The organism is Kitasatospora sp. NPDC058965, assembly GCF_042741245.1.
Lineage (GTDB): Bacteria > Actinomycetota > Actinomycetes > Streptomycetales > Streptomycetaceae > Kitasatospora.
Genome location: NZ_JBHYKG010000280.1, coordinates 1 through 11,349, shown reverse-complemented (window position 1 = coordinate 11,349; position 11,349 = coordinate 1). Strand labels below are relative to the sequence as shown.

At 74.5% G+C, this 11,349-nt stretch carries 13 protein-coding genes and 1 pseudogene; 5 read left to right on the top strand and 9 right to left on the bottom strand.

The window, feature by feature from the left end:
* Positions 1–560 (bottom strand): class I SAM-dependent methyltransferase (locus tag ACFW1A_RS32085; protein WP_380415101.1); only part of this gene is annotated, 560 nt, incomplete at its 3' end.
* A 140-nt stretch (positions 561–700) separates the two neighbouring features.
* The gene (locus ACFW1A_RS32080; protein WP_380415099.1) at positions 701–1,282 is read right to left on the bottom strand and encodes a TIGR03086 family metal-binding protein; all 582 of its coding nucleotides are present in this window, start codon (positions 1,280–1,282) and stop codon (positions 701–703) included.
* A gap of 95 nt (positions 1,283–1,377) precedes the next feature.
* Here ACFW1A_RS32080 and ACFW1A_RS32075 point away from each other — a divergent pair, with 95 nt between their 5' ends.
* A complete protein-coding gene (locus ACFW1A_RS32075) occupies positions 1,378–2,334 on the top strand; it encodes a helix-turn-helix transcriptional regulator (RefSeq protein WP_380415097.1) in 957 nt (318 codons plus the stop codon).
* Between the two features lie 68 nt (positions 2,335–2,402).
* Here ACFW1A_RS32075 and ACFW1A_RS32070 read toward each other — a convergent pair whose 3' ends face one another.
* Entirely contained in the window at positions 2,403–2,774 is a 372-nt protein-coding gene (locus tag ACFW1A_RS32070; protein ID WP_380415095.1) for a hypothetical protein, read from the bottom strand.
* A gap of 191 nt (positions 2,775–2,965) precedes the next feature.
* Here ACFW1A_RS32070 and ACFW1A_RS32065 point away from each other — a divergent pair, with 191 nt between their 5' ends.
* The gene (locus ACFW1A_RS32065; protein ID WP_380415093.1) at positions 2,966–3,376 is read left to right on the top strand and encodes a hypothetical protein; all 411 of its coding nucleotides are present in this window, start codon (positions 2,966–2,968) and stop codon (positions 3,374–3,376) included.
* A 96-nt stretch (positions 3,377–3,472) separates the two neighbouring features.
* Entirely contained in the window at positions 3,473–4,087 is a 615-nt protein-coding gene (locus ACFW1A_RS32060) for an MBL fold metallo-hydrolase (protein WP_380415091.1), read from the top strand.
* Positions 4,088–4,130: 43 nt separating this feature from the next.
* On the opposite strand, the gene ACFW1A_RS32055 is transcribed toward ACFW1A_RS32060, so the two are convergent.
* The 5 genes from ACFW1A_RS32055 to ACFW1A_RS32035 all read right to left on the bottom strand — a co-directional run bounded on the left by ACFW1A_RS32055 (position 4,131) and on the right by ACFW1A_RS32035 (position 7,956).
* Positions 4,131–4,520 carry a hypothetical protein gene (locus ACFW1A_RS32055; protein WP_380415088.1) on the bottom strand — a complete coding sequence of 130 codons (390 nt, stop codon included), beginning with the start codon at positions 4,518–4,520 and terminating at the stop codon, positions 4,131–4,133.
* Positions 4,521–4,536: 16 nt separating this feature from the next.
* Positions 4,537–5,304 (bottom strand): alpha/beta fold hydrolase, encoded by a 768-nt coding sequence (locus ACFW1A_RS32050; protein ID WP_380415085.1) that lies wholly within the window; start codon positions 5,302–5,304, stop codon positions 4,537–4,539.
* 87 nt (positions 5,305–5,391) lie between these two features.
* Positions 5,392–6,294, bottom strand: a complete 903-nt coding sequence (locus tag ACFW1A_RS32045; RefSeq protein WP_380415083.1) for an aminoglycoside phosphotransferase family protein — start codon at positions 6,292–6,294, stop codon at positions 5,392–5,394.
* Positions 6,291–7,337 (bottom strand): methyltransferase domain-containing protein, encoded by a 1,047-nt coding sequence (locus tag ACFW1A_RS32040; RefSeq protein WP_380415081.1) that lies wholly within the window; start codon positions 7,335–7,337, stop codon positions 6,291–6,293. Before ACFW1A_RS32040 ends, ACFW1A_RS32045 begins: the two co-directional genes overlap by 4 nt.
* Positions 7,338–7,488: 151 nt before the next feature.
* On the bottom strand, positions 7,489–7,956 hold the full coding sequence (locus tag ACFW1A_RS32035; protein WP_380415079.1) for an SsgA family sporulation/cell division regulator: 468 nt from the start codon (positions 7,954–7,956) through the stop codon (positions 7,489–7,491).
* 229 nt (positions 7,957–8,185) lie between these two features.
* Here ACFW1A_RS32035 and ACFW1A_RS32030 point away from each other — a divergent pair, with 229 nt between their 5' ends.
* Positions 8,186–9,754, top strand: a complete 1,569-nt coding sequence (locus tag ACFW1A_RS32030) for an NCS1 family nucleobase:cation symporter-1 (protein WP_380415077.1) — start codon at positions 8,186–8,188, stop codon at positions 9,752–9,754.
* Positions 9,755–9,858: 104 nt separating this feature from the next.
* Positions 9,859–11,241: a S8 family serine peptidase gene (locus tag ACFW1A_RS32025; RefSeq protein ID WP_380415075.1), complete on the top strand. Its 1,383-nt coding sequence runs from the start codon at positions 9,859–9,861 to the stop codon at positions 11,239–11,241.
* Between the two features lie 11 nt (positions 11,242–11,252).
* Here ACFW1A_RS32025 and ACFW1A_RS32020 read toward each other — a convergent pair.
* Positions 11,253–11,349, bottom strand: a pseudogene (locus tag ACFW1A_RS32020) (DUF5682 family protein); the annotation flags it as partial.

Here is an 11,349-nt window from a genome sequence, read left to right as displayed (position 1 = left end):
CCACCCGCGGCGGCCGCCCCGGCGGCGTTGGGCCGGGCGCCGGAGTCGCGGGGGCCGGGGGGCGCCCCCGGGGTGCCGCGGGGCACCGGCCCCATCATCGCCTCGGTCAGCTCCCGCACCGACCCGGCGCCGACGTGCTGGGCGAGGTACCTGCCGCCCGGACGGAGCACCCGGCGCACCTCGTCCCAGCGGGTCACCACCGGGTGCCGGCTGGACACCAGGTCGAAGGACCCGTCCGGGAACGGCAGGTCGTCGGCGTCCTGCGCCTGGACCACCTCGGCGCCGAACTTCGCCAGGTTGCGCCGGGCGATGGCGAGGTTCGGCGCCCAGGACTCGGTGGCCGCCAGCACCGGCGGGGCCACCGGCACGGAAGCGAGCACCTCGCCGCCACCCGTCTGGATGTCCAGCCCCGCGCGCGCCACGGCCATCCGCTCGCCCAGCAGGCGGGCGTAGCCCCAGGACGGCCGCTGCTCGGTGGCCCGCCCGTCGAACCAGGAGAAGTCCCACCCCTCGGTCGGGACCGCCTCGCCCTCTGCCAGGAGTTCCTCAAAAGTCGCCATAGCACCGACCATGCCAGTCGGCGCCATGACAGCGCATCACCTTTTGGGCCGGTCAGCGGGGCGCCGGCCGGCGGCTCCCCGCCGGTCAGCGGTTCCCGGCCGGTGACCGTCCGGGCCGTCAGCGGCCCACCGAGCGCCCGTCAGCGGCCCGCGACCGCCGTCTCGCGCCCCAGCCAGCCCGCGAGCCGCAGGTACGCGCCGGCCTCGGCGGGCACCTCCCGCACCGGCCCGAACGGGATCCCCTCCCGACTGCGCTCGGCCGGCAGCGCCTGGTGCGCCATGCCCAGCGCGATCTCGGCCAGCTCCTCGTCCAGCACCAGCTCCGGCGCCACCACCTGCGCCGCGTCCCAGGCGTGCGTGACGCCCTCCATCACGTAGCCGCCCAGCGCGATCGCGCCCGGCATCTCGCCCCACGGGACCTCGACGATCCGGGCCAGCTCGGCGTCGTCCGCCCAGGCGGCGGTCCACCTGGTCCGGGCGCGGTCCAGCGCGCCGCCCCAGTCGCCGTCGTCCACCCGGTCGACCGTCGGCGCGAGGTCCAGCGCCCGGCCGCCCTCGCCGATGTAGGCGATCCGGTGGATCCCGCCGATCACGTGGCCGAGCAGCGCGCGCAGGTCGAACTCGGTGCACGGGGTGGGGCGGTCCAGGTCGGCGGGGGTGACGGCGGCGAAGACCTTCTCCAGCTGGTCGAGGGTGCGGGTGTAGAGGGGGCGCGGGTCCATCGGAGCAACTCCTGAGGTGCGGTGGGACGTTCTTCTTCGGTGGGAGCACTCTCGCGGCAATACCTGACAACCGGCGTCAGGTTAAATGGGATCCCGTGAAAGCCGACCGTCTGCTGTCGATCCTGCTGCTGCTCCAAACCCGCGGTCAGGTCTCCGCCACCGAGCTGGCCGAGCGCCTGGAGGTCTCGGTCCGCACCATCTACCGGGACGTCGACGCCCTGTCGGCCGCCGGCGTCCCGGTCTGGGCCGAGCGCGGCCGGCACGGCGGGATCAACCTGCTGCCCGGCTTCCGCACCGACGTCACCGGACTGACCGGCGACGAGGCCCGCGCCCTCTTCGTGCTCTCCACCCAGACCTCGCACGAGGCGCTCGGCCTCGGCGACGCCCTCTCCTCCGCCCTGCGCAAGGTGATGGCCGCCCTGCCGGCCCCGCACCGCCCGGCCGCCGAACGGACCAGCGAGCGGATCCTGATCGACCCGGCCCGCTGGATGCACCCGCCGGCCGGCACGGAGGCCCTGGACGACCTGCAGCAGGCCGTCCTCGCCGACCGGCGGGTGCTCCTGACGTACCGCCACAGCGGCGCGACCGGGCCGAGCGCGTACACGGTCGACCCCTACGGCCTGGTCAGCAAGGCCGGCGTCTGGTACCTGGTGGCCGACCTCGACGCGGCCCCGCGCCTGTTCCGGGTGGACCGGGTGCTCGCCGTCGCCGTCTCGGACGCCCCGGTCCGCCACCGCCCCGGCGCGGGACTCGCGAGCGAGTGGGCGGTGCTGCGCGCACAGGTCGAACGGCTGCCCGCGGGCGGTGTCCGGCTGCGCACCCGGGTCCGGCGCCGCTCGCTCGACATGCTGCTGCGGATCCACGGCCCCCGCGTCGGCGACCTGTCCGCCACCGGCGACCCCGACTGGGCCGAACTCACCCTCACCTTCCCCACCGTGGCGGCCGCCCGCGCCGTCCTCCCCTACGGCGCGGACCTGGAGATCCTCTCCCCGCCCGAGGCCCGCACCGAACTCCTCCGCGCGGCCCGGGAGGTGGCGGAGCTCTACGGTTGAGGGAGTCCCCGGGGGCGAGCCGGGCGGACTTTCTCCACCGGTTTCCGCGGCCCGGTCCGCCGCCGCGGCTACCCCCAGATGCTCGCGTACACGAACGCCAGCCCTGCCCCGTGGACGAGCACTCCGGGCAGCAGGGCGAGCCACGGGGTCCGGCCCCTCCGTCGGGCCCGGGCGGCGACCACTCCCGCTGCGGCCACGGCCGCGACCAGCGACACCCACGGCGCGGCGAAGACCTGCGCGGCGCCGGACCCGTGGCAGACCCGTTCCCGGCTCATCGCGGTGCTCCCGCAGCCGTCGCCGACGAAGCAGAGCAGGAACAGCAACGCGCCGTTGAGCAGGGACGACCCGAGCAGCAGCAGCCCCGCCACGGCGCCGAACGCGATCTCGGACGGCTTGCGCGGCTCCGGACGGATCCAGGGAGCGGGCGGCGGACCGTACACAGGGGGACCGTACGCAGGGGGACCGTACGCGGGGGGAAGACTCATCACAGGGCCTCTGGTCAGTGGCATCCGCGCCGGGATCGTGCGCGGTCGGGTCCCACCCTGCTCCCGGTGCCCGCGCACCGCATGAGTAGCCGTACTCATCGGGCACACCGTTCGGGGGCGGACCGGTGCTGCCGTAGGCTGACCGGGTGTTCGACCGACTGGAGATCAGGGTGCTCCCGCAAGGGCCCCGCTTCGCGCCCCAACTGCGCTTCTGGATCAACGGCGAGGACGTGGTGGCGGCGGCGGTCCTCGCGGGCGGACGCGGACCGTACGCGAGCGACCTGCTGCCCGGCGACCCCGACCGGCCCGGCCCGCTCGCCGGGACCGCCGGGCCCCGCCGGGTGGAGCTCGGGGAGCCGGAGTGCACGGGCGGCTGCTGCGGGTTCCTGTCCCTGGTGGTGCAGCGGCTCGGGGGCGTCGTGCAGTGGTCGGACTGGGAGGTCCCGGCGGACGGGACCCGGCCGCTGGAGTACCACTTCGATGCCGTCGCGTACGACGCCGAACTGGCCAGTGCCACGACGGAGTCGGCCCTGACCCGGCGCGACGTGGCAGAGTGACGGTGCGTCAGGGCGCGTGACCCGCGCCCGCGCACCGCTCGACGAGCGGATCACGCTCACGCAGACCCGACCCACAGGGGGACCGAGACCATGCGCATGACCAAGTACGGACACGCCTGCGTTCGCATCGAGGACGGCGACCGCGTCCTGGTGATCGACCCGGGCGTCTTCTCCGAGCCCGAGGCCCTGGTCGGCGCCACCGCCGTGCTCGTCAGCCACGAGCACGCCGACCACGTCGACCTGGACAAGCTCGCCGCGGCCCGCGAGGCCAACCCCGCCCTGACCGTGCACACGTACGCGTCGCTGGCCGCGGAGCTGGGCGGCGGCGCCGTCGCCGTCGCGCCCGGGGAGCTCTTCGAGGCGGCGGGCTTCGACGTGCGCGCGGTGGGCGGCGAGCACGCGGAGATCATCGACGGCCTGCCGGGCTGCCCGAACCTCGGCTTCGTCGTCGACGACGGCATCTACCACCCGGGGGACTCGCTCTTCGTCCCCGACCAGCCGGTGCACACCCTGCTGGTCCCGGCGTCCGGCCCCTGGGTGAAGACCGGCGAGGTCGTCGCCTTCGCCCGCGCCGTGGGCCCGGAGCGGGCCTACCCCATCCACGACATCAACCTCAGCGCGCACGGGATGGCCAACTTCGACGGCTGGCTGGGGGACGAGGACGGGATCGAGTACGCCCGGATCGCCCTCGGCGACTCCGTCGACCTCTGACCGACCGACAGCCGGTGCCCCTACTGGTTCTGCTGATGAGCAGTCAGATCTGGTAGGGGCACAGCTCGACGTCCTCCCGGGCGAGGCACAGTTCCACCCACCGCCCGTCCACGTCCACCGGCGGCTCGCACTCCAGCAGGATCAGGGCCCCGCCGAGCCGCAGCGTGCCGATTCCGTCCTGCTCCGCCTCCCACCGGCCCCGCAGCACGACGCGGTGCCCGACCGCCCGGACCAGCGGGCCCGCCGCCCCCGCGTACCGGAGCTCGTGCCCCCACCGGACGGGCGCGTCCACGGTCCACTCGACGTGGTGGGCGCCGGGCACGGCAGCCGGTTCCCCGCGCCACCGCACCACCGCAGGCCCGTGGGCGGTCCGCACCTGTGCCAGCACGGGACCCCCGGGGACCGCCACCAGCTCCGCGACCTCGACCAGCACCGCCCGTGACCCCCGGTCAGTCCAGCGCGGCCGACACGGCCTTCACGAACCCCGCCGGGTTGTCCAGCATGATGCTGTGCCCGCAGTCGGGGACCGCCACCACCGCCACCCCGGCCGCCACCAGCCCGGCCTCGCCCGGCACGCTGCCGTCGGCCGCGGGGTACAGGAACGTGCGCGGCACCGGCAGCTCCAGCAGCAGCTCGCGCATCGTCGGCACGCTGCCCCGGACCAGCCCGACGGCGCTGCGGTGCAGCGCCTCGCGGCCGGCCAGCCGCATGGTGGACCACCAGTGCGGGCCCACCCCGTCCCTGACCTGCTGCCAGGCGCCGGCCAGGAACTCCTCCTCGGTGAACGAGGCGATCCCGCTGCTGCCGGCACCGGGCGGGCCGGGCTCGGGGATCGGGTCCAGGTTGGCGTCCACCAGCACCAGTTTCGCCACCAGACCCGGATGCCGCGCCGCCAGCACGATCGCGACCGACCCGCCCATGCTGTGCGCGACGAACTCGGCCTGCGCCACCCCGGCCGCCGTCAACGCCGCGGCGAGGGCGTCCGCGTGCGACTCCAGGGTGTAGTCGAAGTCGGTCGGCCGGTCACTGTGCCCGAACCCGAGCAGGTCCACCAGCAGCGACCGCCGCCCGGCCAGCAACGGGTCCGACGCCACCTCGGCGAAGTACGCGGGCGAGCTGGCGCCGAGCCCGTGGACGTACACCCGCGCGGGTCCGCCCCCGGGCAGTTCCACCCACCGGATCCGGTCCCCGGCAGGAGTGACGGGCGCGCTGTGCATGGTCCAACCTCCATCGTCGATCGTCCCGGCGAGGCTAGCGGGTGCCACTGACACCGGCCGGATCCACCGGGACGACGACCCGCCCGCTCACCCCGCCCCCTCCAGCACCGCGTCCAGTCGGGCGCGGCACTCGGCCACGAAGGCCGGGTCGGTGTGCCAGTAGTACGCGACGCCGCTCACCGCGACACCCACCGCCCAGGCGCGGGCGCGCAGCCAGGTCGGCTCGTCGAGGTCCAGGGCGGCCCAGTAGGCCTGGCGGGCCGGGGCGGGCAGGTCCCAGACCGGGGCGTGCTCGGCGTCGGGGTGGCCGATCGAGAGGCCGCCGAAGTCGATGATCGCGTGCAGGGCGCCGTCGGCGGCGAGCAGGTTGCTCGGCTTGAGGTCACCGTGCAGCCAGACGTGCGGGCCGGTCGGCTCGGGCAGGGCGAGCGCGTCGCGCCAGATCCGGCGCAGCCGGGCGAGGCCGGGCAGGGCGATCGGCGGCGCGGCGCAGGCGTCGAAGGACTCGCCGACCCAGCCGTCGCAGTCCCGCAGGCTGCCGCCCCGGTACCAGCTCAGGTCGCCGCCCCGGCGGGCGCCCATCAGCGGTGTGGCGTGCAGGCTGCGCACCGCCGCCGCCAGGTCGGCGCCGAGGGCGGGCCAGTCGGTGACCGAGGCGGGCGACACCTCGGCTCCGTCGAGCCAGCGGTACACCGACCAGGCCAGCGGGAACCCCGGGCCGGGCAGGCCCGCGTACACGGGCTCGGGGACGCGGCACGGCAGGTGGGGCGCCAGCCGGGGGAGCCACTCCTGCTCCTTGCGGACGTCGGCGGCCGTGTTGGGGGTGCGCGGCATCCGCAGCAGCAGCCGGTCGCCGAGGCGGTACATCCGGTTGTCCGTCCCCGCGCCCGCCGGGGTGAGCGGGAGGTCTGCCCACTCCGGGCGCTGGTCGCGCAGCAGCGCGCGCAGGGCGGCCTCGTCCAGGGTGATCTCGTTCTCGTGCAGGGTCACCGGGCCGAGCCTGCACCGCCACCTGCGTCGGCGCCACCGAATTCCGCCGTGACCAGGTACAGCGTGACCGCCGCGAAGAACGGTCCGGCGATCAGGTGGGCCAGCCACCGGTCCGCCTCGGCACGGGTGAAGTAGCCGGCGGCGACCGCCCGTTCGGTGTTCCGTTGCAGTCCGAGCACGGCGTCGGCGGCGCGCAGCTCGCGGAACACGGTGGTGAACGGGGTCACCGCGGCGACCGTGCAGCCCGCCTCGGCCGCCAGCCGGGGCAGCTGACGCCCGATCACCGCGTTGGGCACGATCCGGTCCGCCAGGTGCCGGGTGTACGCGCGGGACAGCTCGGGCTCGGGGTGGTCGACGGCCAGCGAGTCCCAGTCCGGCTCGGCCATCACCAGTCGACCGCCCGGCCGCAGCACCCGCGCCGCCTCCGCGAGTGCGCCCGGCACGTCAGCCACGTGCTGGAGCACCCGGTCGGTGTGCACCCGGTCCACCGATCCGGCCGGCAGCGGCAGGGCGTGCGCGTCCGCCAGCAGTACCCGGTGGCCCAGGGCGCGGGCCCGCCGGACGGCCGCCGGGTCGCGGTCCACCCCGATCACCCGCGCACCCGGCGCCGCGAACGCGGCCAGGTCGGCGCCGGGACCGCAGCCGAGGTCCAGCACCACGCTGTCCGGCCCGATCTCCAACGCCTCCAGCGCGGCCCGCTTGTAGGCGCGCACCGGGTCCGTCGCAGCCAGCCGCTCCTGGTAGGCCAGCCGGTCCGGCACCACGGTCTCGAACATCCGCCCGGCGACCTGCGCCAGCGTCTCGACCTCGCCCCGCACCACCGCCCGCCCGCGCGCGGTCAGCCGCAGCGGGCGCCGCCGGCCCTCCCCCTCCAGGTACTCGATCAGCTCCTTGTCCCGCAGCCGGGCCAGGGCGCCGGACAGGCTGCCGCGCCCCAACCGGGTCCCGGTCAGCTGCTCGACGGCGGAGTTGACGGCGTATCCGTGCAGCGGCCCGTCCACCAGCACGGACAGGATCAACATCTGGGCGTCGTTGGTACGCAAGGGCACTCCCCCACCGGGCGACCGGGCACCGGCGGTCCCCGCGGCAGCGACGGGTTCCGCCGGCCCCAGGATTCAATGACACGCGGCGCGTGCTAACGGGCCCAGTATGGCGCACCGTCAACTCCCGCTCAAGGTGCGGCCGTGCCCCCGCTCAGGCGGACAGCAGGTCGTCCAGGTGGCGGTCCCAGTCGATGAGACCGGCCTCCGCCCCGAGGGGGACCGCCTCCTCGGTGGCGGCGAGGAACCGGGCGAGCTCGGCCGCCGGCGCGGCCAGCAGCGCCACCCCGGGACGGCCGGCCAGCGCGATGAGGATGCCGCCCTGCTGGTCCGGCGTGACGTGGACGTCACCGCGCCCGGCCGGTCCCCGCAACCCCTCGGCCAGGAGCTCGCGGGCGAAGACCCAGGCGTGCCCGCCCGCCGCACCGCACTGCGCACTGCCCTCCGTGCCGCCGTCCGCGCCGCCCTCCGTCCCGCCCTTCGCACCGCACTGCGCACCGAAGTCCAGCCGCACCGCGTAGGGGTCCGCCGCCCGGTAGGAGCACTCGACCGGCACGTCGTGGTCCTGCTCCCCACCGGCCAGCAACCGCATCGTCACCCGTGCCCACACACCCGTCGACATGCTCTCCACCCCTCTGCCACTCCTGGCACTCGATCCGTGGGCCTCGTGTGCCCCGTCAGATCGCGATCATGCAGGGCGCGTTGTCGGGCGGCCCCGCCGAGCCGACCCACCCGCATGACGCGCCGGTGTACGCAGGGTGGACTGTGCGCGCCCCGGCGCGTACAACTGCGACCACAGGCCCGCACCGCATCGACAGCCGCATCGACGCTCGACAGCCGAGGTGGTCCCCATGCCCTCTGACGCCCCCTCACCCACGGCCACCGCCACCGACCAGGTGACCCACCCCGACGGCCGGGTCGCCCTCACCGACCGCGCCGCCCTCACCGATCCGCGCTTCGCCAACCCCGACCTGGCCCCGGTCCCGCTGGAGCAGCGGACCTGGGGCGTCTACAACTACCTGAGCCTCTGGGTCGGGATGGCGCACAACATCCCGTCCTGGACCCTCGCCTCCGGCCTGGTGGCGCTCGGCATGGACTGGAAGCAGGCGGTACTCACCATCGCCCTGGGCAACCTGATCGTGCTGGTCCCGATGATCTTGAACGGCCATCCGGGGACGAAGTACGGCATCCCCTTCCCCGTCTTCGCCCGCGCCCCGTTCGGCCTGCGCGGGGCCAACCTGCCGGCGCTGCTGCGGGCCGCGGTGGCCTGCGCCTGGTTCGGGATCCAGACCTGGCTGGGCGGGGAGGCGATCTTCCTGCTGGCGGGCAAACTGCTCGGCCACGGCTGGCAGACGGCGTCCGCGATCGGCGGCTACCCGTGGACCCAGTGGCTCTCCTTCCTGCTCTTCTGGGTGCTCCAGCTGCTGATCATCGTGCGCGGCATGGAGACGCTGCGCCGGTTCGAGGCCTGGGCCGCGCCCGCCGTGCTGCTCGGCGCCTTCGCACTGCTCGGGTGGATCACCAACAAGGCCGGCGGCTTCGGGCCGCTGCTGGACCAGCCGTCGAAGCTGGGGTGGGGGCGCGACTTCTGGAAGGTCTTCTTCCCGGCCCTGATGGGGATGATCGGGTTCTGGTCCACGCTGTCGTTGAACATCCCCGACTTCACCCGCTTCGGCGGCAGCCAGCGGGCGCAGATCCGCGGCCAGGCGCTCGGCCTGCCCACCACGATGACCCTGTTCGCCCTGCTCTCGGTGCTCGTCACCTCCGGCTCGCAGGCCGTCTACGGCCAACCGATCTGGGACCCGATCCAGCTGGCCGCCAAGATCGACAACACCGCCGGGACCCTGATCGCCCTGCTGACGGTGCTGGTCGCGACGGTGTCGGTGAACATCGCGGCGAACGTGGTGTCCCCCGCCTACGACCTGGCGCACCTGTGGCCGCGCCGGATCGACTTCCGGCGCGGCGCGCTGATCACGGGCGTGGTCGGGATCCTGATCTTCCCGTGGAAGCTGATCGCCGATCCGCACGTCTACATCTTCACCTGGCTCGGCGTGGTGGGCGGTCTGCTCGGCACCGTGGCCGGCATCCTGATCGCCGACTACTGGCTGCTGCGCCGCACCGACCTCGACCTGGCCGGCCTCTACCGCCAGGACGGCCGCTACTGGTTCGGCTCCGGCTGGAACTGGCGCGCCGTCACCGCCCTGGTGGTGGGCGGCGTCCTCGCGGTCGGCGGGTCCTACGGCGGCCCCTTCCCCGCCGACGGCCTGATCCCGCTGCTCAAACCGCTGGCCGACTACGGCTGGGCCGTCGGCCTGGCCTCCGCCCTCCTCCTCCACCTGCTGCTCAACGCCCGCACCCGGACCGAACAGCGACCGGGCGACAGCACCCCGGCGAGGGGCGGCGGCCGTACCGCCGGGTAAAGACTTCGCCATGGATACGACAAACTGATGATCCGTCGGATCCTCCCACGATAGGCATGGGCCCCAGCCGTCGTTGACGGGACCTACGACCCCCAGGGGCACCCATGCGACGTTCCACCCGACAGTGCGGCGTGTCGACCCTCGCGGCCGCCGCGCTGCTCGCCGGCACCGTCCTCACCGGGGCGGCGCCGGCAGCCGGCGGGATCCTGGCGGGCCACCGCCTGCCCGCTCCCGTTCCGGCCACGGCCCAGCACCGCCTGCTCGGTCCGTTCCCGACCCCGTACACCGTGGCCGACTGCCAGGCCCAGTTCCAGCGCTCCTGCTACGGCGCCACCCAGCTGGAACAGGCCTACGACGAACAGCCGCTGTTCGACCGGGGCATCACCGGTGCCGGCCGCACCGTCGTCATCGTCGACTCCTACGGGTCCCCGACCATCCAGCACGACCTGGACGTGTACAGCGCCCACTACGGCATCCCCAGCACCCAGGTGCAGGTCGTCAAGTGGGGCAACGTGCCGGTCTTCGACCCGACCAACGACGACATGACGGGCTGGGCCGAGGAGACCACCATCGACGTCGACATGGCGCACGCCATGGCCCCCGGCGCCCGGATCGTGCTGGTCGAGACCGGCGTCTCGGAGACCACCGGCGTCACCGGCTTCCCGGAGATGATGAACGCCGAGGACTCGCTGATCAAGAAGGGCGTCGGCGACGTCATCTCGCAGAGCTTCGGCACCGCCGAGAACACCTTCGCCGGCTTCGACCAGGGCGACTACTCCGCCCTGCTGAACCTGCGCTTCGCCTACCGGGACGCGCAGGCGCACGGTGTCTCGGTGCTGGCCTCCTCCGGCGACAACGGCTCGACCGACGTGGAGAACGACGGCTCCACCTACTTCCCCTCGCCCGTGGTGTCCTGGCCGCCGTCCGACCCGCTGGTCACCGGGGTCGGCGGCACCTCGGTCCACCTCGACGCGACCGGCCACCGCCTCTCCCCCGACACCGTCTGGGACGACCCGGCGCCCAACGACCACGGCGCCACCGGCGGCGGCAAGTCCAAGGTCTTCCCGCGCCCGCCGTTCCAGACCGCCGTCCAGGGCGTCACCGGCGGCTCCCGCGGGGTGCCGGACGTCAGCATGCTGGGCGACCCGCTGACCGGCGTCTGGACCTACAACAGCTACGGCCCGCAGGACAACGGCTGGGAGCTGTGGGGCGGGACCAGCGTCGCCTCCCCGATCTTCTCCGGCGTGGTCGCGCTCGCCGACCAGCAGGCGGGCCACCGGCTCGGCAACCTCAACGGCGCGCTGTACGCGCTGAGCGCCCTGCAGCAGGCGGGCCTGCCCGGCACCGGTCTGGTCGACGTGGTCGGCGGCAGCAACACCTACGCCGGGGTCGCCGGCTGGCCGGTCACCCCGGGCTACGACCTCGCGACGGGCGTGGGCACGGTGGACGCCGCGAAGTTCGTCCCCGCGCTGGCGCGACTCGGCTGAGCCGGGCACCGGGGCCGGTCGGGAGCGCCGAACAGGTGGCCGTACCAGCCGGGCGAGTCGATGCCCGCCCCGTACCCGCTGGCGCGGGCCAGGCGGCGGTGCGTCCAG

What these genes read in the sequence shown, in the direction of transcription:
- ACFW1A_RS32080 (WP_380415099.1), bottom strand. Translation starts at nt 1,282, where the DNA reads ATGGACCCGCGCCCCCTCTACACCCGCACCCTCGACCAGCTGGAGAAG.
- ACFW1A_RS32060 (WP_380415091.1), top strand. Translation starts at nt 3,473, where the DNA reads ATGACCAAGTACGGACACGCCTGCGTTCGCATCGAGGACGGCGACCGC.
- ACFW1A_RS32050 (WP_380415085.1), bottom strand. Translation starts at nt 5,304, where the DNA reads ATGCACAGCGCGCCCGTCACTCCTGCCGGGGACCGGATCCGGTGGGTG.
- ACFW1A_RS32035 (WP_380415079.1), bottom strand. Translation starts at nt 7,956, where the DNA reads ATGTCGACGGGTGTGTGGGCACGGGTGACGATGCGGTTGCTGGCCGGT.
- ACFW1A_RS32030 (WP_380415077.1), top strand. Translation starts at nt 8,186, where the DNA reads ATGCCCTCTGACGCCCCCTCACCCACGGCCACCGCCACCGACCAGGTG.
- ACFW1A_RS32025 (WP_380415075.1), top strand. Translation starts at nt 9,859, where the DNA reads ATGCGACGTTCCACCCGACAGTGCGGCGTGTCGACCCTCGCGGCCGCC.